Below are 23,187 nucleotides of genomic sequence, written 5' to 3'. Positions count from 1 at the left end.
ATGAATTTTCAGGATTGAACATACGCTTCATGAAAGCTTTCTTTATCAATCAGTTACCAATAGATAACCTTAACAAAAGCTTTAAAGTGACGGCAGAAATGCGGCATCAGGGTTGAGGTAGAAGCATATCTGTCTTGCCCGCCAACCAGTAAGTGGCAAGTCCTACCCACTCACGCATGGCCACGCTGAACCACGAAAGCGCTTCATTCGGGGATTCGAGATAAAGGGCAAAACGCTCGCTGGCGCGCGTCTTGTAGTCTACCGGCCAGGCGACAACATCGAAATCCGCCTTGCGAAAGCAGCCAACGGATCGCGGCATATGATATGCGGAAGTCACCAGAAGCCACGTTTCGCCGGGCTTGGGCTGGGCCAGTTCTTTCGAGAAAATTGCATTTTCAACCGTGTTCCGAGACTTGTTTTCATAGATGTAACGTTCGCCGGAAAAGCCGAGATCTACCAGCATCTGCCGCGTGCTATCTGCCTCTTTGACGGATTCTTCGAAAAAGGCTCCATCACCTCCGGAAACAATAACCCTGGCGTCTGGATATAATCTCGCCAGCCGCATCGCTTCGAAAATGCGGTCGGCCGCGCTATTCAACTCGAAACCTTTGCGCCCGGCATTGATGTCGCCATTCATATAGCCGCCAAGAACAACGATCCCATCCACATGTCGTGGCATTGCATCCGGCTTCGCGAAACGATCCTCCAGCGGGGCAAGCAGAACAGAACCCAGTGTCGTGAAAGCCGCAAAAAACAGAATGGCGATAGACAACCCCAGCACACTCATACTGAGCCGTCGGGAACCTCGCCATATGGCCAGAAAAGCAATCAGGACAAGAACGAGAATTATCGTAACAGGTTGGAAAAACAGCCAGAAAATCTTCGACAGACTAAAAAACAATCAAGCTCTCCAATATCCAGCCCTCTGTCCGTGCCCATGCCAGCACGAATCCGTGTGCGACCGCATACTATAGTGTTGCAAAAGCCTGTGTTAGAGATTTGCCGGGAATCGAAAAACGCCGGATAGCGCTATCCAGCCGGAAGGAACCATGTCTAACATCACGCCCCAGGATATTGCACCTTCGTCCCGTATTCGTCTCGGGCGCATCGATATTGCGCGTGGGATCGCGCTGATCGCCATGGCGATCTACCATTTTGGCTGGGATCTTGAGTTTTTCGGCTATATGGCGCCTGCCACAACTGCCCATGGGGGCTGGAAGCTTTTCGCCCGCTGTATTGCTTCAAGCTTCCTGTTTCTGGTCGGCTTCAGCCTCGTTCTGGCGCATGGCAACGGGATTCGCTGGAAATCAATGGCGAAACGGCTGACACAAATCGTAATCGCTGCGGCCGCGATTTCAGCAGTCACATGGTATATGTCGCCGGACAGTTTCATCTTCTTCGGCATCCTTCACCAGATCGCTCTGGCAAGTGTGCTCGGTCTTCTTTTCCTGCGCCTGCCCGCCTTTGCAACATTGATCATTGCAGCGTTGGTCATCAGCGCTCCGCTTTACGCAAGCGCCGATATTTTCAATAATCCCGCGCTCAGCTGGGTCGGCCTTTCGACCGTGGCGCCGCGTTCGAACGATTATGTGCCGCTGTTTCCTTGGTTCGGAGCTGTCCTTATCGGCATGGCAGCGGCGCGCATATTTCAGCGTTTTGGTTGGCTTCAGCTCTTGGCTGGCGGGATCAAACCCCAGTTTCTTGAAAAGCCGCTGACATTTATCGGCAGGCATAGTCTGGCTTTTTATCTCATTCATCAGCCAGTTCTGATCGCGCTAGTTTATGTCTTCTCGCAACTGATGCCTCCGGCACAGCCAACACCGCGAGAAGCTTTCACGCAATCCTGTGTGGCTGCATGCCTGCAAAACGGAAGCGAACAGCTATGCCAGCAGTTCTGTGGCTGTGTCGTAACAGAGTTGGACAAGGCAAAACTGTTTGATGATGTCTTTAGCGGCAAGATCGATCAGGAGAACAACAGCACGGTCCAGGATATCGCACAAATGTGCTCACCGGTGCCCGATACCCAGTAAAACAGATCAGGTATTGACGCCCAGTTCGGCAAGACGCTCGATGCAGGATTCCTCGATCTGGTCGAGTTCGCCCAGCGTCTCCTCAATGTCGCGTCGCTTCTGACGAAGATCGGCGCGTTTTTCCTCAACGCGCTTCATGAGCAGCTTCAGCTGCCCCGTCTCGCCGGGCGGCTCACGATACATCTGGATGATTTCGTGGATTTCGGCGATCGAAAAACCAAGCCGCTTGCCACGCAGAATCTGCTTCAGAAGATGACGGTCGGCGGGACGGAACAGTCGTGTGCGGCCACGTCTCACAGGAGCGATCAGGCCTTCATCTTCGTAGAAGCGCAAAGTACGGGTTGAAATACCGAACTCGCGCGTCAACTCTGTGATCGTATAATATTCGCGCACCACAACATTCCTGCCTTATATCAAGCGGACCAGCCTCTAAACCGAATTGAGTTCAGAGGCTAAGTTGTGCTCCCCCATTTACGTAAAAGTCAACATTAAACCGATGCGAACTAAAATACATCTAGCTACAATTTGGCCGAAAACCGGAATAATCAATTTCACCTACCGCCAGAAACGGTGAAGGCTTTTCCAAAGGATATTCAGCTGAAACCCCTTAATTTCCGCTGATTTCCCATGGATTGCGACTTGCCATCATATTGCCGCTCATGCGTTATGAACTTGCGGAAACCAGTTACAAACGGCGATTCATGCGGCGCTCTATAAAATTTACCTTGATCGGACTTGTCGTCATCGCTGTGATAGGCGCGGCCCCATTTGCCGTCGAACCAATTGTCGTGAAGATCGGAGAAGGTTCGATTCGTCAGCTCGCCAGAGACGGTAATTTCTGTCAGACAGAGCAATGCGACGAAGGCATGAATTACGCGCTTGGTTTTCTCGAAACCAATTATGCGCTGTCGCCTCACGACATTAAATGGTGTATGGGCGTCGATGTCATTTCCCATTATGAGTTGCCATTCGGTAACGCATTGAAAAAGTCAATAACCGACCGAATGTACCAACGTTGTGGCGATCCGAAGCAAGATGAACCACCCGGCGATTATACGGATGAATAAAGGCGCTCTTCATGAAGCGATTTTTGCGCATTGGCGCCTGGATGATACTTCTGGCCATCCTTGCAGTTACGATCAGCCCGATTAAATTCCGCCCCGTGACAGGTGAGCCCGTCGATCTAGAGCGGTTTGCGGCTTTCTTTCTGGTCGGTGCCTTGTTCGCCCTCGCCTATCCTCGCCACTGGATGGGTGTTCTTCTGCTAACAGTCGGCTGCGCCGCACTTTTCGAACTGATGCAACGTTTGGCACCTGGGCGTCACGGCGAGTTCATAGACTTTGTTTTCAAGGCGGCCGGAGCCATATTTGGCATTGCTGTTGGCTATGGCCTCAGCCTTATGCGCCCTTTCCGGCAAGAAGGCTGATCAGGCAGCGGGAATAGCCTTCAGTCTGTCGCCTGCCGTTTCACGCATGAATTCCAGATGGATCGAACGTAGCAATGCGGCCAGATCGTCATTGGCAGCAGCAAATCGGCCGCCCCCGACAGCCTCGCACATGAGTGCTGATATTTCCGCAGCGCCCATACGCTTTCGCCCGGCAGCAACCGCCCGCCAGGCCTCGATGGCAACAATCAAGGGCGCATGCGTGGCATCGCTCAATCCGGAAGAGCGAAGAAGCGCAGCAAGGGCAGCAGGACGTCCGCCCGAAATAATCGCACAAATCCGCCTATCATCGAGATCGGAAAGCGCGCCCAGCAAGCTAGCGAAGAAATCTATACGGCCTCCGGCAACGGCACGGATAACAAAACTGGTCGTGATTTCACCGCGCAGACGCAGATGTTCGACCAGCGCCGGGAGTTCTTCTTGTGAACAGTTTTCCGCCAGTTGCATTGAGGCACGAGCGGTCGCATCGCCTACAACCTTATCGGCGCGGCGTTGACCCAGAAGCAATTTCACCAGCGGAAGAGATTGGAGAACCTCTCCGACTTTCACTGCGAGTAGATGACGGCATTCAGCCGGAAGATGCGGATGGGCCAGCAAGGCTTCCCGTACGACAGCATCATGTCCGCAGCGCTCGCTGATGCGCCGAAACGAAACGGGGGCGATACGGGCGCAGCTGTTGAAGAGCATTTCAGCAACAGCTTCATTATTCCCGACTTCGGCGATTGCCGCCGCGACTGCGAATGAAACATGCGGGCGCGCGGCAATCAAAACCTGCATCGATGGAGCGCTATAGGCCACACGATCAATCAGATCAGCGTCGCTAAGAAGCTTTGAGCGTGCAAGGATATATCCCGCCACCTCCGGTTGATCGGCTGCAAGCGCCGTTACGATATGCAAAGGCGAATGCACGCTGGTCGAAAGCACATCTGCAATAGCCATGCGAACTTTCGGGGAAGGATCATCAAGCAAAAGCGTCAATGCGGCTTCTGCATGTGCACGAGCATGATCAGACTGAAGCTGGTCAGTACATTGCCGGGCCAACTGAGCAGCACGGACAACGCGCGCAGCTACCGGCTCGCAGCCACCGACAAACGTATCTTTTTCGATATGCATTCTGGCCCCGCTCCAGATCGTTCTTGTATTCGAAAATGATAAATTAAAATGGTTTACGAGCGGTTTACCATGTTTTTTAACCGCATTGTCGCAGCATGGAACCGAACGCGTTTTCACTCGTTTTATCGTCATCAATTCAACGGAGACTTCAAATGGCCGACGAAAAGATCACGAACGAAATCCAGCAGGCTCTCGAAAAGCAGATTGCCGATATGCGCACTGAACTGAAGCGCCTTTCAAAGTCGCTGGCGTCACATTCTGGCGAGCTGAGAGAACGCGCGGAGGACGTCATGGATGATGCGTCCGGTCGTTTCCGTCATGCCGCGCAGGCCGTGCGTGAACGCGGTCAGGTCGTTGCCGAAACGGTTCGCGAAAACCCAGGCACAGCCACGACCCTTTTCGGAACTGCCGGAATTATCGGTATTCTCATCGGTGTTGCCATCGGGTGCGCCATTTCTGATCGCCGCTGAACAGCAAGAACAGCCTGATACTTATGCCCGTGCTCAATGCGCGGGCTTTTGTTTGCACTCTTTACGAGACGGTTGTGGTCTGCTAGCTCCCGGTCATTGGCAGTTTGCCACCGGTCGCAGCCTACCCGGTCAAAACAAGGATGAGCGCAATCAAGCGCTGCAAGACTGCGACGTGGCTTGAAACAAAGGCACGCAAATGTCTGAAAAGACGATATATTCCGATCTCAAGCAGCTCGGCTCCAACGCTTCGATCCCACAAAATCCGGAAGATGCCATCCTTGAAAGGGTCGCAAATCCGCAAGCGGGAACGCCTTACTGTGTGCGCTTCACCGCACCTGAATTCACCTCGCTATGCCCAATGACGGGACAGCCAGACTTTGCGCATCTGGTCATCGACTATGTTCCCGGCCAGTGGCTGGTGGAAAGCAAATCTCTGAAACTGCTCCTGTTTTCCTTCCGCAATCACGGTGCATTTCACGAAGATTGCACGGTAACCATCGGCAAGCGCCTCGTCGAGCTGCTGGAGCCGGAATGGCTCAGGATCGGCGGCTACTGGTATCCACGTGGCGGTATACCCATCGACGTTTTCTTTCAGACCGGAGCGGCGCCGCAGAACGTCTGGATACCGGAACAAGGCGTGCCCAACTATCGTGGTAGAGGCTAGTGCATCTCCAGCAAAAGTGCGAAGCAGTTTTGCGTAGGATAATGCGAAAACAAAGAGATCGAGCGGTTCCAGTGAACCCGTTTTAACTGGAACCGCTCCAGTTGATCGGAGTCGCTGTTGCGACTGAAGATCACGATCCCTATTATAGAAGCAGACCACATGGCCCCTGAAAGGACCCCCATGAAAAACTTCGCTATTCTGATTTCTCTGGCCGTTCTTGCCGGATGCGGGGGAGCTGGTAAGGCGGCCATGGATACAGGCAAGAGTTTTGATCGATTCGCCTGCATGTCGCGCAATTTCAAGGGCGAACCGCCCTGCCCGCAGCCGGAAGCTACAAACCAGAAGGCACAGTAAAACCAGAAAGGAGGCCTGTCATGGCTATCGAACCCAAGGACGTTCTCGATTTCTGGTTCTCGCCGAAGATGCGAGAAAACTGGTTCAGCAAAAGTGATGAGATCGACGCGGAAATTCGTGAGAAATTTCTGACGGCTTACGAAGATGCTCGCGCCGACAAGCTGGAACACTGGAAACAACAGCCCGAAAGTGCGCTTGCGCTCACCATTCTGTTCGACCAGTTTCCGCGCAATATGTTCCGTGGTTCACCGCGTTCTTTTGAAAGTGACGGGCTGGCCCGAGATGTGGCGGCGCAGGCGCTCGATCACGATTTCGACCGCAAACTATCGCCCGAACAACGCCAGTTCTTCTATCTGCCATTCATGCATAGTGAGCATCTGAGCGACCAGAAGCGCTGCGTCGATCTTTATGAAAGGCTCGGCGACGAGTTCTCGCTCGGTTTCGCCCGCCAGCATCACGATATCATTGAACGCTTTGGACGCTTTCCCCATCGCAATAAGGTGCTTGGTCGCGATACCACCCACGAGGAAACCGAATTCCTCAAGGAACATACAGGCTTCTAAAATTCAGAGCGCATCCCGAAAAGTGTGAAACGGTTTTCGGTAAAGATGTGCGTTAAACAAATATCTAGAGCAGCCGATAAGGCAATATTCCGCGGCGGTCATGATCGACCGCCAATCTGCTTTTAAGCGGCGGAACGGCGCGCTGCACACATTCAGCGCGTTCGCAGATACGGCAGGAAACGCCAATCGGATCAAAGGCAGAGCGCACTGCTATGTCGAGCCCATCCGCATAGACAAAATCCTGCGCGTAGGCCACCTCACAGCCAAGGGCGATAGCGTAGCGCCGCTGAGGTGCATTGAATCCCCCCTCGCTCTTGGTCAGTTCTGTCGCAATGCAAAGATAGCGCGCACCATCCGGCGTTTCGGCAAGCTGCCGAATGATCCGTCCCGGCGTCTCGAATGCCTGATGCACATTCCATAGCGGGCACGCAGCACCATAGCGCGCAAATTGCAGCTTGGCAGCGCTGTGTCGCTTCGTGATGTTCCCAGCCCTGTCTATGCGAGCAAAAAACACCGGTACGCCCCGATGGCCGGAACGCTGCAAGGTGCTAAGCCGATGTGCAACCTGTTCCAGACTTGCCCCGAAACGCGATGCCAACAGCTCCAGATCATGGCGCAGCTCCTTGGCTGCTGAAAGGAATGTCTGATAGGGCAGCATCAGCGCCCCGGCGAAATAATTGCGCAAGCCGATCTTGCAAATTTCAACAGCCTCGGCAGAGCGAAAATCCGCTCGTCCAGCAATCGTGCTCACCAGTTCTTCCATTTCCAGTTCGGCGATCTGGAACGCGATCTGGAAACTGCGGGTTGAGGCGGGAGAATAGGGGTTGAGATAAAGCACACGTGCTGCAGGATCGAACCGACGCAGGACTGCCTCCTCCGGCCCGGCCCGCGCAATGTGCACACGGTGGTGCTCCGCCATATATTGCGGCAAGGCTACACCGATGTCCCGACACGGAATATTTAGCTCCGCTGCCAGCTTTTCTGCGGCAATATCAATCTCATGTACGTAATTGTCGATAAAATGGAAAAAGTCGCGAACTTCCTCATAAGGCGCGGGCTCCGCAGTAGACGGAGCGCGACCCAGCTGATTATCCAGACTTGCGAGCTGTTCGCTGTTGCGGCGGTAGGCCTGATGGCAGGCAATCAGCGCATGAGCCAGCCCCGGCGCATTTTGCGTAATGAGCTTCAGTTCCTGCAGGTTCGGCTTGTAATTGTCGAAAACGGGGTCAGCCAGTGCCTCGGAAACAGCTGAAAGCAATCGATCATCATCACCCAGTGAAATGGCGCCTATATCGATCTGGTAGTTTTCAGCCAGCGCGAGCAAAACGGCTGCGGAAACAGGCCGCTGATTATTCTCGATCTGATTGAGATAACTCGTTGAAATACCGAGGCGTTCAGCAAAGCCCGACTGGGTTGCCTTATGTTGCTCGCGTATTTCGCGTATCTTTCTGCCGATATAAAGTTTTCTCGGTGCCATTTTCGCAAATTCGCATTTCGCTATTTGCAAATTTATATCTTACACAATCGCACCTTTTCAAGCTTTTCCAGAACGCCTTCGGATTTTAAGCAGGAAGGAGAAAAGACTATGTTTTCAGTTTCATAACTCGCCTTCCAAAGGCCACCCAAAAGTGGGGACTTTATGCAGGAACTTCTTGAGCAACTCGAAGCCCGCCGTACGGAAGCCCGCCTTGGCGGTGGTCAGCGCCGTATCGATGCCCAGCATGGCAGAGGCAAGCTTACTGCCCGCGAAAGGATCGAAGTGCTTCTCGACGAAGGATCGTTTGAGGAGTTCGATATGTATGTCACGCATCGCTGCACCGACTTCGGCATGGAAAAGCAGAAGGTCGCTGGCGACGGTGTCGTGACGGGCTGGGGCACGATCAACGGCCGGCAGGTCTATGTATTCAGCCAGGATTTTACCGTTCTGGGCGGCTCATTGTCCGAAACCCATGCGCAGAAAATCTGCAAGATCATGGATATGGCCATGAAGAACGGCGCGCCGGTAATCGGCCTCAACGATTCCGGTGGTGCGCGCATTCAGGAAGGCGTCGCGTCGCTCGCGGGCTATGCCGACGTGTTCAAGCGCAATGTGGATGCGTCCGGTGTGGTGCCGCAAATCTCGGTCATTATGGGCCCTTGCGCAGGCGGTGCAGTCTATTCGCCAGCCATGACCGACTTCATCTTCATGGTGCGTGACAGCTCCTATATGTTCGTGACAGGTCCCGACGTGGTGAAAACCGTGACCAACGAAATTGTCACGGCGGAGGAACTGGGCGGCGCCTCGACCCACACCAGAAAGTCATCGGTCGCCGATGGCGCTTATGAGAACGATATTGAAGCGCTGGAACAGGTCCGCATTCTGTTCGACTTCCTGCCGCTCAACAATCGCGAGAAGCCACCAGTACGCCCGGTATTCGATGATCCGGCCCGGCTCGAAATGCGGCTCGACACACTGATTCCAGATAGCGCCACCAAGCCCTACGATATGAAGGAGCTTATCCACGCGCTGGCCGACGAAAGCGATTTCTTCGAAATTCAGGAATCTTTTGCGAAGAACATCATTACCGGCTTCATCCGTATGGATGGTCAGACTATCGGTGTCGTTGCAAACCAGCCCATGGTGCTTGCCGGTTGCCTCGATATCGATTCATCGCGCAAGTCTGCCCGGTTCGTTCGCTTTTGCGACGCCTTCAATATCCCGATCCTGACCCTTGTGGATGTTCCGGGCTTCTTGCCCGGCACGGCGCAAGAATATGGCGGCGTCATCAAGCACGGCGCAAAACTGCTCTTCGCTTATAGCCAGGCAACTGTTCCCATGGTCACGCTCATCACCCGCAAGGCCTATGGTGGCGCATATGATGTGATGGCCTCAAAACATATCGGTGCTGATATCAATTATGCCTGGCCGACGGCGGAAATCGCCGTGATGGGCGCCAAGGGCGCAACGGAAATTCTCTACCGTTCGGAGCTGGGCGACCCTGAAAAGATCGCCGCGCGCACGAAGGAATATGAAGCGCGTTTTGCCAATCCGTTCGTGGCTGCGGAGCGCGGCTTCATCGACGAGGTGATCATGCCGCATTCCTCGCGCCGCCGCATTGCACGCGCTTTTGCCAGCCTGCGCAACAAGCAGCAGAGCACGCCTTGGAAAAAGCACGACACCATTCCGCTGTGATCCGGTTCAGTTGAGTAGATAAAATGATCAAGAAAATTCTCATTGCCAATCGCGGCGAAATCGCATGCCGTGTGATCAAGACCGCAAAGAAGATGGGCATTGCGACGGTCGCGGTTTATTCCGACGCCGACCGCAATGCCCTGCATGTCAAAATGGCTGACGAAGCAGTCCACATCGGACCAGCGCCGTCCAATCAGTCCTATATCGTCATCGACAAGATTCTGGCTGCGATCAAGGAAACCGGCGCAGATGCCGTGCATCCCGGCTATGGCTTTCTGTCGGAAAATCCGCGTTTCGCTGAAGCACTGAAAGCCGCCAACGTCACCTTCATCGGCCCACCGGTGAACGCAATTGAGGCCATGGGCGACAAGATCACCTCGAAGAAGCTTGCCTCCGAAGCCGAAGTTTCCACCGTACCTGGTCATATGGGTTTGATCGAAGACGCCGACGAGGCGGTTCGCATTTCCACATCCATCGGGTACCCGGTCATGATCAAGGCTTCAGCCGGCGGCGGCGGTAAGGGCATGCGTATCGCGTGGAACGACGACGAAGCCCGCGAAGGTTTCCAGCTTTCGCGCAATGAGGCCAAGTCTTCTTTCGGCGACGACCGCATCTTCATCGAAAAATTCGTTACCCAGCCGCGCCATATTGAAATTCAGGTTCTGGGTGACCAGCACGGCAATGTTGTCTATCTCGGCGAACGCGAATGTTCCATCCAGCGCCGTAATCAGAAGGTCATTGAAGAAGCACCTTCGCCATTCCTTGATGAAGCCACCCGCAAAGCCATGGGCGAGCAGGCAGTGGCTCTCGCAAAGGCCGTTGGTTATTACTCTACAGGCACGGTGGAATTTATCGTTGATGGCAGCCGCAACTTCTACTTCCTTGAAATGAATACGCGTTTGCAGGTTGAGCATCCGGTGACGGAGCTCATTACCGGCATCGACCTCGTGGAAGAAATGATCCGCGTTGCATCGGGTGAAAAGCTCCGTTTCGACCAGAGCGACGTGAAGCTCAACGGTTGGGCTATGGAAAGCCGCCTCTATGCGGAAGACCCATATCGCAACTTCCTGCCCTCTATCGGCAGGTTGACCCGCTATCGCCCACCAGCCGAAGGCCGCAATTCGGATGGTACGATCGTGCGCAATGACACTGGCGTGTTCGAAGGCGGCGAAATTTCGATGTATTATGATCCGATGATCGCAAAGCTCTGCACCTGGGGGCCGGATCGCACCAGCGCCATCGATGCGATGGGAGATGCTCTGGACGCATTCGAGGTTGAAGGCATCGGTCACAACCTGCCCTTCCTGTCGGCAGTAATGGATCATCCGCGTTTCCGCGAAGGTGCACTCACAACCGCATTCATTGCCGAGGAATATCCGGACGGCTTTGTCGGCGTCCCGGTTTCGGAAGATGATGCGCGGGTGCTTGCTGCGGTTGCTGCCCAGATCAATCTGGCGATCGAACAGCGCAACATGCAGATTACCGGACGGATTTCCAGCGAAAAGCAATCGGTCGCGACTGATTGGGTGGCGACACTTGGCGGGTTCACCCTGCCGGTTCGCATTGTGGAAGGCGAAGGCGGAACGACGATCAATTTCGTGGATGGCGGTAGCCTGCCAGTTGCCAGCGACTGGCATCCCGGTAGCCATCTGGGCTCATTTACCGTTGGCGGCAAGCCCATTGCCATCAAGGTTTCGCGCGTGGGCACTGGCTGGCGCCTGCGCTGGCGCGGCATGGATATGGTCGCTCACGTCCGCAAGCCACGTGTCGCAGAACTCGCAAAACTCATGCCGGTAAAGCTGCCACCAGATACGTCGAAAATGCTGCTCTGCCCGATGCCGGGCGTCATCACATCGATCCTCGTCAAGGATGGTGAAACTGTCGAAGCCGGTCAGCCACTGGCCACCGTAGAAGCCATGAAGATGGAAAACGTGCTGCGTGCGGAACGCCGTGCTACCGTAAAGCGCATCACAGCGGAGGCTGGCTCCAGCCTTGCCGTAGACGAACTGATTATGGAATTTGAGTGAGGTCGATATGAGCGAGCGCCCCACAACCCGAGCAGACTGGGAAGCATTGGCCGAGAAGGAACTGAAGCGGCCAGCTGACAGCCTCATTTGGCAAACGCCAGAAGGCATTGACGTCAAGCCGCTCTATACGGAAGATGACCTTCAAGGCATCGACCATCTGGGCACCCTGCCCGGCTTCGAGCCTTTCTTGCGCGGTCCTCGTGCGACCATGTATGCGGGTCGTCCATGGACGATCCGGCAATATGCGGGATTTTCGACGGCCGAAGAATCCAACGCCTTCTATCGCAAGGCTCTCGCTGCCGGTCAGCAGGGCGTTTCGGTTGCCTTCGATCTTGCCACGCATCGCGGCTATGATAGCGACCATCCGCGTGTTGAAGGCGATGTGGGCAAGGCTGGCGTTGCCATCGATTCCGTCGAGGATATGAAGATCCTTTTCGACGGCATTCCGCTGGAACAAATTTCCGTTTCCATGACCATGAACGGCGCGGTGATCCCGATCCTCGCCAATTTCATCGTGGCGGGCGAGGAACAGGGCGTGCCCCGCGCCCAGCTTTCCGGCACGATCCAGAACGACATCCTCAAGGAGTTCATGGTCCGCAACACTTATATCTATCCGCCGGAACCCTCCATGCGGATCATTGCGGATATCATCGCCTATACGGCAGGCGAAATGCCGAAGTTCAACTCGATTTCCATTTCCGGCTACCATATGCAGGAAGCGGGCGCGACACTGGTTCAGGAACTCGCCTTCACGCTTGCCGATGGGCGTGAATATGTGCGTGCCGCCCTGAACAAGGGCCTGAATGTCGATGAATTTGCGGGACGACTGTCATTCTTCTTCGCCATCGGCATGAATTTCTTCATGGAAATCGCCAAGCTGCGCGCCGCGCGCCTGCTCTGGTCGCGCATCATGAAGGAATTCGATCCGAAGAAGCCCGGCTCGCTGATGCTACGCACGCATTGCCAGACTTCGGGCGTATCGCTTCAGGAACAGGATCCCTACAACAATATCGTCCGCACCGCATTCGAGGCCATGTCAGCTGCTCTTGGCGGTACGCAATCGCTGCACACCAATTCCTTCGATGAAGCCATTGCTTTGCCAACCGAATTTTCGGCTCGTATCGCTCGCAATACGCAGCTCATCCTCCAGAACGAAACCGGCGTAACCAAAGTGGTCGATCCGCTGGCAGGTTCTTATTACATCGAAAACCTCACCAACGAGCTGGCCGAAAAGGCCTGGGCGCTGATCGAGGAAGTCGAAGGTCTGGGCGGCATGACCAAGGCGGTCGAAAGCGGCCTTCCGAAGCGCCTCATCGAAGAAGCAGCGACCAAACGGCAGGCGGCGGTCGATAAGGGCGAAGAGATCATTGTCGGGGTCAACAAGTTCCGGCTGGAACAGGAAGACGAAATCGACATTCTGGAAATCGACAATTCGGCTGTTCGCCAGTCGCAAATTGCACGTCTCAATCGCATCAAGGAAACGCGCAACAAGGCAAAAGTCGAAGCAGCTCTGGCAGAACTGGAAAAAGTTGCAAAGACCGGCGAAGGCAATCTTCTCGCCGCCGCTGTTGAAGCCTCCCGTGCTCGCGCCAGCGTCGGAGAAATTTCCGACGCCATGCGCCGCGCATTCGGCGATCATGCTGCAGTTCCGAAGGTCGTCAAGAAGGTTTACGGCGCGGCCTATAAGGACGAGCCCGAATATCAGACGCTGGTTGAGCGGCTTGGCGATTTTTCAAAGCAGATCGGCGAAACGCCGAAAGTGATGGTGGCAAAGCTCGGCCAGGACGGGCATGATCGCGGTGCCAAAATCATTGCGTCAGCCTTCGGCGATATCGGCTTCGAGATACTGGCCGGGCCACTGTTCCAGACGCCGGATGAAGCTGCCGATATGGCGATCAAGTCCAAGGTGCATGTTCTTGGAGTTTCGTCGCTAGCAGCCGGTCACAAGACACTTCTGCCTCAGCTTGTGGATACGCTCCGCAGGAAGGGCGCGGAAAATATCATTGTCGTCTGTGGTGGCGTCGTTCCCCGTCAGGATTATCAGTATCTGTTCGACCACGGTGTGGCGGCGGTTTTCGGCCCCGGCTCGAATGTGCTTGATTGTGCCCGCGCCGTGCTCGACCTGATGGAAGGCAAACGTCGTAATCTGTAGTATTCTCAGATGGATATGCCCTTTACAGGACTCATTTTCTGAACAACTTCAGAAGCCGGGTGAATAGCCCGGCTTCTTGCGTGGAGCATTTCCAGCAAAAGTGCGAAGCGTCTACGCGGGGAAATCAGTTCACTGGACTGATTTCTGATCCCGCCTCGATGCGTCACATAATGCGACGCAACAAATACACAGAACGGTTCCAGCGACTCCGTTTTAACCGAAACCGCTCTAGGACCATCATTCAGTTTTTCGGTCCGGCAAAACCGGCAATCGTGGAACTGGTAACCGAGACCGGATCGCTGGCCGGGAACGTATCTTCCAAGCCCTCTTCAAGCTGGCGCTCCAGCTCTGCCCGGTCACCCGCGCGGCGCGCGCTGGGGCGTGTCAACAGGTTTTCAGGCTGAATGCCGCATTCCATACATGCAACGCCCAGCGCTTCGCCGAGCTTGATCGCGGCACGACGTATCACTTCATCGCGCGCCAGTTCCGCTTCCGTCTCGTTCTCAACCTTGACAGTGATCTTCTCTTCGCCCTCGGTGACGAACTCCACCATATAGAGCTTGAAGCCCCCAACCGAACTGATGCGGGTTTCGACAATTTCCATCGCTTGACCTCCGCGTTTTCTATGAGGATCAAACGTCGACCAGCGCCTGAAAGTTCCGCATATCTATGCAATTACGGAACCCCGCCCCTCCATCAAGCGTTTCTCGCCTGTCGTCTGGAGGTTGCGATGTCACAGTTCTTCACAAAGCTCAGCGAAAAAGCCGCCGAACTTGCAGGCCATTATCTGGCATTCGGGCTGGCAACCTTGTTCATCCTGTTATGGGGCATTAGCGGGCCTTTCTTTGACTTCTCGGATACTTGGCAACTGGTGGTGAATACATCGACCACAGTCATCACATTCCTGATGGTGTTCCTTATCCAGAACGCACAGGATCGCGAAGCAAGCGCGACACAGGCAAAACTCGATGAAATTTTGACCATCGTCTCAACAGCCAGGAGTGAGACCATAGGTGCGGAACACCTTCCTCTCGACAAGCTGAAGGCAATCTTGAAGCACCTTGAAGAGCAGAGCAAAAAAACCTCGACCGAAGAACCAGAATAAGCAACCCGATCTTTCCGGTGGAATGTTCACGCCTATATCCCCTCCGGAGAATTCTTATCATTAGCAGAAAGGATGTCCCATGGCCGTCACCAAGAAGCAGGAAGCTCGCGCTCTCAATGCCGACGAAAAAGAGCTGGTGGAAAAGTCGCACCATCCTTTTTTGCAGAACGTCCCCGACGAAGAACTTTCTCATCTGGCGAAACTGATCCGCGAACGCCGCAAGAAGGCAAAAGATCAGGCCCACCAGCGCAGGCGCGAAGTGCGCGGAAAGGGAGCCGCTCGTGGCGCGACACCCTCCAAGGCGGATGAAGGTTCACATCTGAAAGTATCCGTTCTGGCTATGGCGGTGCGTCGCATCAACACCGAAGTTGAACGCCGTCGTCGCATGTCAGCCAGCGCCGAACTGATCGCCAATGCCCGAAAAGCGCTTGCGACCAAGGAAGCAAACGAAAAGAAAGGCAAGGATTTCAACACGCGTCATGCGCTGAACGGCATGCGTAACATCCCGAACGAGAAATACGACAGCCTTGTCCGCCCTGCAGAGCGTGGACGACTCCGTAAGGCCGCAAGTGTCGCTCAGGCGAAGAAGGACACTCGCCAGAAAGACGCGGGTTAGAGCATTTCCAACGCCGTCTTTCGGGATGGGGGTGCGAAAGCCCGGTCCAGACGTTTCAATTGATCTTCGGAAAGCCGCAAGTCTGCGGCTTTTCTGTTATCCCGCACATGATGCAGGTTGGACGACTTTGGAATTGCTATGACATTGCCGCTGCGCATTGCCCACGCAAGCGCAACTGAGGCTGGCGTTCCTCCCGTCTCGCTTGCAATTTCCGCCAGTACGGAATTGCCCAGCAATCGACCTTGCTCGATAGGCGAATAAGCCATCAGCGGAATTTTACGCCCGGCACACCATGGCATCAGATCAAATTCTGGGCCGCGCCGCGTCAGATTGTAAAGTATCTGGTTCGTTGCAACGGCATTGCCGCCAGCTATACCGACGAGTTCTTTCATGTCATCCGTATCGAAATTGCTGACGCCCCAGCTCACTATCTTTCCAGCATGCTGTAATTCATCGAACGCAGCGACAGTCTCCTCAAGCGGATATCGCCCACGCCAATGCAGCAAATACAGATCAATGTGATCCGTGCGAAGGCGCTGCAGGCTCCTCTCGCAGGCCTCGATTGTACCCTTCCAGGACGCATTGAACGGCAATACCTTGCTGACGAGAAACACATCATCGCGACGGCCCGTAATGGCTTCGCCAACAACGTCTTCCGCCTCTCCATCAGCATACATTTCCGCCGTATCGATCAGCGTCATCCCGAGATCGATGCCGCTTCTCAGTGCTTCGATTTCATAGCGGCGTTGCGTGCTATCCTCACCCATATACCAAGTGCCCTGCCCGAGCGCTGGAACCGTCTGGTCCGAAGGCAGGGTGATCTGTGATATGGTTCCCGTCATTGCATCTTCCCCTATGAAACGACCATTGCCATGATCGCTACATAGCCGGAAAATTCAAGACCTTGAGAACAAGGGCTCAAGCAAAATGCAGACCGAAACCCTGCATGAGCCTGCGGATGGCATAGTCCGGATTGCGGGATGTCACGACCGCCAGATCGTTGTGATGATGCAGCTCTTCATCGGCGCAGCGTGGTTTCAGCAGCGAGACGGTACGCCGGGCGATCGCTTCCGCAGGATCGAGCCAGTCAACCGGCCATGGCGCAAGACGGCGAAACACATTGGCAAGGAACGGATAGTGCGTGCAGGCCAGCACGACAATGTCGGTCCGGTTACCATCCTGCTCAATGAAGCAGGGAGCGATCTGTTCCACGATCAGCGCCTCGTCGATCTTTTCGCCGCGAATATGGGCTTCCGCTACTGTCGCAAGCTGATCGGCACCAACGAGACGAACATGGCACTGGGTGGCGAAAGATTGAATGAGATCGCGCGTATAAGCACGCCTGACGGTACCGGGGGTCGCCAGCACGGAAACAAGTCCCGACGATGTTCTTTCGGCAGCGGGCTTGATTGCTGGCACTGTGCCGACAAACGGCACCGAAGGATAGGCTTGCCGCAAATCATCCAGCACCAGCGTGGAGGCCGTATTGCAGGCAATGACCGCGATCTCGGGGTCATAGGCGGCAATGAGCTTGCCGAACAGCTCGACAATCCTCTCCCTCAACGCATCCTCTTCCCATCCGCCATAGGGAAACCCGGCATCGTCGGCAACGTAGACAAAGCGGCGATCCGGCATAAGCACCCGCGCTTCGCGCAAAACCGTCAGGCCTCCGATACCGCTGTCGAAAACCAAAATAGGTCTTTCGACATCGGCAGAAGGCATGGCGGCAAAGCTTACAGCGGGTGCGTTTTTCATTCGTCCTCGTCCTTCATTGCCGGAGCCTCGCTCGCAGGCTTACGCGCACGTCCTTCCGGGGCACCGGAACCGCGTGGTTTCTTCGGCGTGAACACGTCAAGCGACGTGACAACACCGCGCAGCAACTTGAGTTCTGCGGATGCGAAACCAGCACGCGTCAACACGGCGCGCAGATTGTTGACCATGATTTCCTTGCGGGCTTCCGGACGGAAATATCCCCGAACATCAAGGGCTTCTTCGAGATGATTGAAGAGCCCCTGCAACTCCTGTTTTGGCGCCATCTCAAGCTCCGGCCCGCGGAACACGGTCTCCGTTTCCGTCTCAAGGCCCGACTTCATCCATTCATAGGACATCAGCAAAACGGCCTGAGCGATATTCAGCGATGCGAAAGCCGGATTGACCGGAAACGTCACCAGTTCATCCGCAAGACCGACCTCTTCATTGCTGAGACCGAAGCGTTCACGGCCAAACAGGATGCCGGTCTTCTCACCAGTCCGGAAACGACGGCGCAGTTCGCCCCCCGCTTCCACGGCGCTGCGAACCTGCTTGAAGCCATCACGTTCACGTGCCGTCGTCGCATAGACGAAATTGAGATCGGCGATAGCGGACGGCAGGTCGTCATAGACTACCGCATTGTCGATCACATGATCGGCCTTGCTGGCTGCCGCCCTTGCCTTCTCACTCGGAAACTCTTCGCGCGGATTGACGAGGCGCAATTCAGCCAGACCAAAATTCGCCATGGCGCGCGCCACCATGCCGATATTCTCCGGCAATTGCGGCTCCACCAGCACGATTGCCGGTCCTTCCGCGATGAAGGGGCGCTGTTTATCTGTTCCTGCCATGATCTCTTCCGCATTAGCTATCGTATCGTGGCGTTTCCCTTACATAATTGACGCAGAATCGCAAAGATTCCCCTTACGTGTTTTAGGGAAAAGCCTGTGTAGTAGCCCGATAACACCTATTTGCTGCCCATTCATGCCAGACTGTCCACCAGATACAGGATCAAAGGGAGGAAACCATGTCCGGTAAGAAGATACTCATGCTTTGCGGCGACTTTGGTGAGGACTATGAAACCATGGTCCCGTTCCAGACGCTTTTGACTGTTGGTCATACGGTTCATGCGGTCTGCCCCGGCAAGAAGGCTGGCGATCATATCGCGACAGCCATTCACGACTTCGAAGGCCACCAGACCTATACAGAAAAGCCCGGCCATAACTTCACGCTGAACGCGACCTTCACCGATGTTAAGCCTGAGAACTATGACGCTCTGGTCATTCCTGGGGGTCGGGCACCGGAATATCTGCGTCTCGACGATAAGGTTATCGCCGTGGTGAAGCATTTCTTTGAAGCGAACAAGCCAGTCGCTGCAGTCTGCCACGGCGCGCAATTGCTGGCCGCAGCGCGCGTTCTGGAAGGTCGCACCTGTTCTGCCTACCCGGCCTGTCGCCCGGAAGTTGAACTCGCCGGTGGCAAATATGCTGATATTCCGGTTGATCAGGCGGTTACGGATGGCAATCTCGTCACGTCGCCCGCATGGCCCGCCCATCCGGCGTGGCTGTCACAGTTCCTTACTGTGCTCGGCACCAGGATCACCCACAGCTGATCGCAACGCCCTGCCTGTTTCCCAACAAGGTTGCAGGCAGGGCGAAACTGCGCGACAGTAAGTTTGGGAGAATGATCCGGAGGAAATCATGTGCAGGCTGTTCATCGGTGCCGATCCTGAGCTCTGGCTGAGCGTAACACGTTCGCTGCGCATCGATGGCGTCGTGACAAGCGTCCGGCTTGAGAATTTCTTCTGGTGGGCTCTCGAAGATATTGCAGCACGCGATGATCTCACGGTCAGCCGTCTTATCGGCAAACTTTACGATGAATCCCGGAATGAGGGGCACGACCTCGACAATTTCGCGTCGTTCCTGCGGGTCTGCTGTGGACGTTATCTTTCGTTGCAGCTGAACGGCCTTGTTCCCACAGACAAGTCGACCGCCATCTCTACACTGGATGCAGACACCATTCTGGTCAGGGAACAGGAAAACTATCGCCAGCGGCAATCTTCCTGGGAGAAATCTCGTGATGACAATCGCACTGCACACCGCGCCGCATAATCGGTGCCGTCAAAAGCCATTTCACGCTTTTCGCAAGTCTCTCCCGAAATTTTGACCGCCTAAACGCTCTATAGGCCAAAGAATAAGCCTCTTACGCTTTGCCTTATTCGTCGTGAGTGCTATACGGGCGCGACGCATTGAAAAAGAGGCTTCATCCATGGCAAAAATCAAGGTTGCGAACCCGGTCGTTGAACTCGACGGCGATGAAATGACCCGCATCATCTGGCAGTTCATCAAGGACAAATTGATCCATCCCTACCTCGACATTGATCTGAAATATTACGATCTGTCAGTCGAGCACCGCGATGCCACCAATGACCAGGTTACCATTGATGCGGCTAATGCCATCAAGGAACACGGCGTTGGCGTAAAATGCGCAACCATCACCCCGGACGAAGCCCGCGTTGAAGAATTCAAGCTCAAGAAGATGTGGAAGTCGCCAAACGGCACGATCCGCAACATTCTCGGCGGCGTGATCTTCCGCGAGCCGATCATCTGCAAGAACGTTCCGCGCCTCGTGCCGGGCTGGACCCAGCCGATCATCGTTGGCCGTCATGCTTTCGGCGATCAGTACCGCGCGACCGATTTCAAATTCCCGGGCAAGGGCACGCTGTCGATCAAGTTCGTCGGTGAAGATGGCGAGACCATCGAACACGAAGTCTATCAGGCTCCGGCGGCTGGTGTGGCAATGGCCATGTACAACCTCGACGAATCGATCCGCGAATTTGCCCGTGCTTCGCTGAACTACGGCTTGCAGCGCAACTACCCGGTCTATCTCTCGACCAAGAACACTATCCTCAAGGCTTATGACGGTCGCTTCAAGGACATCTTCGAAGAAGTTTACCAGACCGAATTCGCTGACAAGTTCAAGGCTGCAAAGATCTGGTACGAACATCGCCTCATCGACGACATGGTCGCTTCGGCGCTCAAGTGGTCCGGCGGCTATGTTTGGGCTTGTAAGAACTACGACGGCGACGTGCAGTCGGACATCGTGGCTCAGGGTTTTGGCTCGCTCGGCCTGATGACCTCGGTTCTGATGACGCCGGATGGCAAGACCGTTGAAGCAGAAGCTGCACACGGCACCGTTACCCGTCACTACCGCCAGCATCAGAAGGGCGAGGAAACCTCGACCAACTCGATCGCTTCGATCTTCGCATGGACGCGTGGTCTCGCACACCGCGCCAAGCTCGACGACAATGCCGAGCTTAAGCGTTTTGCCGACACGCTGGAAAAGGTCTGCGTCGACACCGTTGAAAGCGGCTACATGACCAAGGATCTGGCTCTGCTCATCGGTCCAGATCAGCCTTGGCTCTCGACCACCGGTTTCCTCGACAAGATCGACGAGAACCTTCAGAAGGCCATGGCCGCCTGATAAAATATTCGACGCTTATCGTCGATATGGAAAACCCGGCAGCCTCGCTGCCGGGTTTTTTCATTTCCTTTTCAAGGGAAAAAGCGCATCCTGCCACCGCTTACAGGGAGGATGAAATGGCTGAGTTGAAGCTCTATACCAACCCGATGTCGCGCGGACGCATCGCGCGCTGGATGCTGGAGGAGATCGGCAAACCCTATGATGTGGAAATTCTGGATTTCGGGCCACCGATGAAGGGGCCTGACTACTGCACAATCAATCCGATGGGCAAAGTTCCTGCCCTGCGCCACGGCGATGCGGTGGTGACGGAAGTGGCTGCAATCTGCGCCTATCTGGCAACAACATTTCCCGAAGCTGGTCTGGCGCCTCACCCCAATGAGCGCGCGGATTTCTTCCGCTGGCTGTTCTTTACATCTGGTCCTGTGGAAGCCGCCTTGTCCAACCATGCGCTCGGCTTTGAAATCCCCGCAGACAAGCAGGGAATGGTCGGCTACGGCAATTACGATACAGTGGTCAACACATTGGAGAAAGCGGTTTCGCACCATCCATACATCACCGGCGACCGCTTCACGGCGGCTGACGTTTATGTCGGCTCGCACATCGGCTGGGGCCTGCGCTTCGGCACGTTGCCGGCCAGAGGAGCGTTCGTCGCCTATTGGGACCGACTAAAAGATCGTCCTGCCATGAAGCGCGCCACGGAACTGGACGAGGCAGCAGCCGCAGCCACACAGCATTAACAACATAATGCTGGCTGTTCAGGTCACGTAATCTGGCCAGCCAGCTCAAACGTGTGTGAGAATGCCTGTGCACCTTTTGGCGAGAACGCGATGACACGCCCCGCTTCGCGGCGTGCCCAGCCCTTTGAAATGAAATGGTTCAACAGCGCTGCACCGAGCGCTCCGCCCAGATGGTTGCGACGTTCACTCCAGTCGAGGCAGTGACGACAGACCGGGCGCTTGCCCTGCTCCAGAGTGGTCACATCAACGCCAAGGCAACTGAAAAACGACTTGCCCTTTTCTGTCAGCACCGGCTCATTGTCATCAACAATCAGCCCGAGCCGATGCGAGGCATCAAGCATTTCCACCCCACGCTCACCGGCCAGATGGTCATAGCAGATGCGTGCCTTGCGTAGTGCCTGATCTTTCGGGCCGGTCCGCACCCGCACAGCGCCGGTGCGTTGCGCAAGCCCCATCAAACCTTCCAGGACCTGCGCCACATCTGTTCCTGAAAGCCGGAAATAGCGGTGGCGCCCCTGCTTCTCCGCGACCAGCAGATTGGCCGCATCGAGCTTTGCAAGATGCCCGCTGGCGGTTTGCAGCGTCACGCCTGCGGCTGACGCGAGTTCACTGACAGTCAGCGCACGACCATCCATTAGCACCGTGAGCATGTTTGCACGCGCCGGATCACCAAGGAGCGCGGCAACAGAAGCTATGATCGGGCCATCTTTCATACTTCGATACTAACCGAACTATGGAGAAATTTCAATTGCTACATTGTCAGCATCGAAGACATGCTTTTGAAGGAGACACGCATGATTACCTGTTTCATCCGCTATCAGATCGACCCGTTCAAAGCGGATGCCTTTGCAGAATATGCACGCAATTGGGGACAGGCGATTCCGCGCTGCGGCGCTGATCTCATCGGCTATTTCGGGCCGCATGAAGGTTCGTCGACCACAGCCTACGGCGTCTATTCAGTCGAAAACCTTGCCGCGTATGAAGCATATCGGGCACGGCTTGCCGCCGATCCGCTGGGACGCGAGAATTACGAGTTTGCGCGCAGAGAACAATTCATCCGATCCGAAGACCGCATCTTCCTTAAACTCCAATCCGCACCGCATGAGGAGTTCATCAAGCCATGATTGCCGTCATATTCGAAGTCTGGCCAGCCGATGACAACAGGCGTGAACAGTATCTGGATATTGCCGCAAGCCTGCGCGAAGATCTTTCCAGGATTGACGGTTTTCTGTCGATCGAGCGTTTTCAAAGCCTGGCCGATCCCGACAAATTGCTTTCGCTCTCGTTCTGGCGCGACGACGATGCGGTGCGTGAATGGCGCAACCTGCCATCTCATAGGGTAGCACAGGGGCAAGGCCGCAATGGTGTTTTTGAAAACTACCGTTTGCGTGTAGCCAGCGTCATGCGTGACTATGGTCTGGATGAACGAAGCGAAGCGCCTGACGACAGCCGCACAATTCATGCGGCTTAATTCCACCGATAAAAAAGGCCGGGTTAACCCGGCCTTTTGA

General features: G+C 55.2%; 27 protein-coding genes. 18 read left to right on the top strand and 9 right to left on the bottom strand.

The window, feature by feature from the left end; translation table 11 throughout:
* Window positions 1–106: 106 nt before the first annotated feature.
* Window positions 107–901 carry a YdcF family protein gene (locus tag AAE521_RS02565; protein ID WP_342060403.1) on the bottom strand — a complete coding sequence of 265 codons (795 nt, stop codon included), beginning with the start codon at window positions 899–901 and terminating at the stop codon, window positions 107–109.
* A 148-nt stretch (window positions 902–1,049) separates the two neighbouring features.
* Between AAE521_RS02565 and AAE521_RS02560 the strand changes: the two genes are divergently transcribed.
* Window positions 1,050–2,030, top strand: coding sequence for a heparan-alpha-glucosaminide N-acetyltransferase (locus tag AAE521_RS02560; RefSeq protein WP_071630133.1), 981 nt, complete (start codon window positions 1,050–1,052; stop codon window positions 2,028–2,030).
* A gap of 6 nt (window positions 2,031–2,036) precedes the next feature.
* Here AAE521_RS02560 and AAE521_RS02555 read toward each other — a convergent pair whose 3' ends face one another.
* Window positions 2,037–2,423, bottom strand: coding sequence for a MerR family transcriptional regulator (locus AAE521_RS02555; RefSeq protein WP_010659960.1), 387 nt, complete (start codon window positions 2,421–2,423; stop codon window positions 2,037–2,039).
* 308 nt (window positions 2,424–2,731) lie between these two features.
* On the opposite strand from AAE521_RS02555, the gene AAE521_RS02550 reads away from it, so the two are divergent.
* Together AAE521_RS02550 and AAE521_RS02545 are read left to right on the top strand one after the other, a co-directional pair.
* Entirely contained in the window at window positions 2,732–3,097 is a 366-nt protein-coding gene (locus AAE521_RS02550; protein ID WP_342060585.1) for a hypothetical protein, read from the top strand.
* Window positions 3,098–3,108: 11 nt separating this feature from the next.
* The gene (locus tag AAE521_RS02545; RefSeq protein ID WP_010659958.1) at window positions 3,109–3,456 is read left to right on the top strand and encodes a VanZ family protein; all 348 of its coding nucleotides are present in this window, start codon (window positions 3,109–3,111) and stop codon (window positions 3,454–3,456) included.
* On the opposite strand, the gene AAE521_RS02540 is transcribed toward AAE521_RS02545, so the two are convergent.
* Entirely contained in the window at window positions 3,457–4,587 is a 1,131-nt protein-coding gene (locus tag AAE521_RS02540; RefSeq protein ID WP_342060402.1) for a DUF2336 domain-containing protein, read from the bottom strand. It lies immediately after the preceding gene.
* A 152-nt stretch (window positions 4,588–4,739) separates the two neighbouring features.
* Between AAE521_RS02540 and AAE521_RS02535 the strand changes: the two genes are divergently transcribed.
* The 4 genes from AAE521_RS02535 (at window position 4,740) to AAE521_RS02520 (ending at window position 6,638) form a co-directional block, all read left to right on the top strand.
* The gene (locus AAE521_RS02535; RefSeq protein ID WP_012091935.1) at window positions 4,740–5,057 is read left to right on the top strand and encodes an ElaB/YgaM/YqjD family protein; all 318 of its coding nucleotides are present in this window, start codon (window positions 4,740–4,742) and stop codon (window positions 5,055–5,057) included.
* 196 nt (window positions 5,058–5,253) lie between these two features.
* A complete protein-coding gene (gene queF, locus AAE521_RS02530) occupies window positions 5,254–5,721 on the top strand; it encodes a preQ(1) synthase (RefSeq protein ID WP_071630131.1) in 468 nt (155 codons plus the stop codon).
* 180 nt (window positions 5,722–5,901) lie between these two features.
* A complete protein-coding gene (locus AAE521_RS02525) occupies window positions 5,902–6,075 on the top strand; it encodes a hypothetical protein (RefSeq protein ID WP_010659953.1) in 174 nt (57 codons plus the stop codon).
* Between the two features lie 20 nt (window positions 6,076–6,095).
* Window positions 6,096–6,638, top strand: coding sequence for a DUF924 family protein (locus AAE521_RS02520; protein WP_010659952.1), 543 nt, complete (start codon window positions 6,096–6,098; stop codon window positions 6,636–6,638).
* A 64-nt stretch (window positions 6,639–6,702) separates the two neighbouring features.
* On the opposite strand, the gene AAE521_RS02515 is transcribed toward AAE521_RS02520, so the two are convergent.
* The gene (locus AAE521_RS02515) at window positions 6,703–8,115 is read right to left on the bottom strand and encodes a helix-turn-helix domain-containing protein (protein ID WP_071630226.1); all 1,413 of its coding nucleotides are present in this window, start codon (window positions 8,113–8,115) and stop codon (window positions 6,703–6,705) included.
* 162 nt (window positions 8,116–8,277) lie between these two features.
* On the opposite strand from AAE521_RS02515, the gene AAE521_RS02510 reads away from it, so the two are divergent.
* Genes AAE521_RS02510 through scpA form a run of 3 tightly spaced genes read left to right on the top strand, consistent with a single transcriptional unit; the run spans window position 8,278 to window position 13,989 of the window.
* Window positions 8,278–9,810: an acyl-CoA carboxylase subunit beta gene (locus AAE521_RS02510; protein ID WP_342060401.1), complete on the top strand. Its 1,533-nt coding sequence runs from the start codon at window positions 8,278–8,280 to the stop codon at window positions 9,808–9,810.
* Window positions 9,811–9,833: 23 nt separating this feature from the next.
* Complete coding sequence (locus AAE521_RS02505) at window positions 9,834–11,837, top strand: acetyl-CoA carboxylase biotin carboxylase subunit (RefSeq protein WP_342060400.1); 2,004 nt, start codon at window positions 9,834–9,836, stop codon at window positions 11,835–11,837.
* A gap of 7 nt (window positions 11,838–11,844) precedes the next feature.
* Window positions 11,845–13,989, top strand: coding sequence for a methylmalonyl-CoA mutase (scpA, locus tag AAE521_RS02500; RefSeq protein ID WP_342060399.1), 2,145 nt, complete (start codon window positions 11,845–11,847; stop codon window positions 13,987–13,989).
* 241 nt (window positions 13,990–14,230) lie between these two features.
* On the opposite strand, the gene AAE521_RS02495 is transcribed toward scpA, so the two are convergent.
* On the bottom strand, window positions 14,231–14,593 hold the full coding sequence (locus AAE521_RS02495) for a hypothetical protein (RefSeq protein WP_342060398.1): 363 nt from the start codon (window positions 14,591–14,593) through the stop codon (window positions 14,231–14,233).
* Window positions 14,594–14,719: 126 nt separating this feature from the next.
* Here AAE521_RS02495 and AAE521_RS02490 point away from each other — a divergent pair, with 126 nt between their 5' ends.
* Together AAE521_RS02490 and AAE521_RS02485 are read left to right on the top strand one after the other, a co-directional pair.
* A complete protein-coding gene (locus AAE521_RS02490; RefSeq protein WP_010659946.1) occupies window positions 14,720–15,094 on the top strand; it encodes a low affinity iron permease family protein in 375 nt (124 codons plus the stop codon).
* Window positions 15,095–15,173: 79 nt separating this feature from the next.
* Window positions 15,174–15,710, top strand: coding sequence for a hypothetical protein (locus AAE521_RS02485; protein WP_010659945.1), 537 nt, complete (start codon window positions 15,174–15,176; stop codon window positions 15,708–15,710).
* Here AAE521_RS02485 and AAE521_RS02480 read toward each other — a convergent pair.
* The 3 genes from AAE521_RS02480 to AAE521_RS02470 all read right to left on the bottom strand — a co-directional run bounded on the left by AAE521_RS02480 (window position 15,707) and on the right by AAE521_RS02470 (window position 18,307).
* Window positions 15,707–16,552, bottom strand: coding sequence for an aldo/keto reductase (locus AAE521_RS02480; RefSeq protein WP_071630126.1), 846 nt, complete (start codon window positions 16,550–16,552; stop codon window positions 15,707–15,709). The genes AAE521_RS02485 and AAE521_RS02480 overlap by 4 nt on opposite strands.
* 76 nt (window positions 16,553–16,628) lie before the next feature.
* Window positions 16,629–17,465 (bottom strand): glutamate racemase, encoded by an 837-nt coding sequence (gene murI, locus AAE521_RS02475; RefSeq protein ID WP_071630125.1) that lies wholly within the window; start codon window positions 17,463–17,465, stop codon window positions 16,629–16,631.
* Window positions 17,462–18,307, bottom strand: coding sequence for an RNA methyltransferase (locus AAE521_RS02470; RefSeq protein WP_010659942.1), 846 nt, complete (start codon window positions 18,305–18,307; stop codon window positions 17,462–17,464). The genes murI and AAE521_RS02470 overlap by 4 nt, the downstream gene beginning before the upstream one ends.
* Before the next feature lie 176 nt (window positions 18,308–18,483).
* Between AAE521_RS02470 and AAE521_RS02465 the strand changes: the two genes are divergently transcribed.
* The 4 genes from AAE521_RS02465 (at window position 18,484) to AAE521_RS02450 (ending at window position 21,676) form a co-directional block, all read left to right on the top strand.
* On the top strand, window positions 18,484–19,068 hold the full coding sequence (locus AAE521_RS02465) for a DJ-1/PfpI family protein (RefSeq protein WP_029924622.1): 585 nt from the start codon (window positions 18,484–18,486) through the stop codon (window positions 19,066–19,068).
* An 88-nt stretch (window positions 19,069–19,156) separates the two neighbouring features.
* Window positions 19,157–19,567 (top strand): ribbon-helix-helix domain-containing protein, encoded by a 411-nt coding sequence (locus tag AAE521_RS02460; protein ID WP_010659940.1) that lies wholly within the window; start codon window positions 19,157–19,159, stop codon window positions 19,565–19,567.
* 157 nt (window positions 19,568–19,724) lie between these two features.
* A complete protein-coding gene (locus tag AAE521_RS02455) occupies window positions 19,725–20,939 on the top strand; it encodes an NADP-dependent isocitrate dehydrogenase (RefSeq protein ID WP_010659939.1) in 1,215 nt (404 codons plus the stop codon).
* A 116-nt stretch (window positions 20,940–21,055) separates the two neighbouring features.
* Window positions 21,056–21,676, top strand: a complete 621-nt coding sequence (locus AAE521_RS02450; protein ID WP_012091919.1) for a glutathione S-transferase family protein — start codon at window positions 21,056–21,058, stop codon at window positions 21,674–21,676.
* A 23-nt stretch (window positions 21,677–21,699) separates the two neighbouring features.
* On the opposite strand, the gene AAE521_RS02445 is transcribed toward AAE521_RS02450, so the two are convergent.
* Complete coding sequence (locus AAE521_RS02445; protein WP_071630124.1) at window positions 21,700–22,389, bottom strand: ArsR/SmtB family transcription factor; 690 nt, start codon at window positions 22,387–22,389, stop codon at window positions 21,700–21,702.
* Window positions 22,390–22,470: 81 nt separating this feature from the next.
* Here AAE521_RS02445 and AAE521_RS02440 point away from each other — a divergent pair, with 81 nt between their 5' ends.
* Window positions 22,471–22,800 (top strand): NIPSNAP family protein, encoded by a 330-nt coding sequence (locus AAE521_RS02440; RefSeq protein WP_029924617.1) that lies wholly within the window; start codon window positions 22,471–22,473, stop codon window positions 22,798–22,800.
* Window positions 22,797–23,147 carry an antibiotic biosynthesis monooxygenase family protein gene (locus AAE521_RS02435; protein ID WP_010659935.1) on the top strand — a complete coding sequence of 117 codons (351 nt, stop codon included), beginning with the start codon at window positions 22,797–22,799 and terminating at the stop codon, window positions 23,145–23,147. The genes AAE521_RS02440 and AAE521_RS02435 overlap by 4 nt, the downstream gene beginning before the upstream one ends.
* Window positions 23,148–23,187 lie beyond the last annotated feature (40 nt).

The organism is Brucella cytisi (assembly GCF_038433355.1).
Classification (GTDB): domain Bacteria; phylum Pseudomonadota; class Alphaproteobacteria; order Rhizobiales; family Rhizobiaceae; genus Brucella; species Brucella cytisi.
This window is presented reverse-complemented; position numbering and strand designations above follow the sequence as displayed.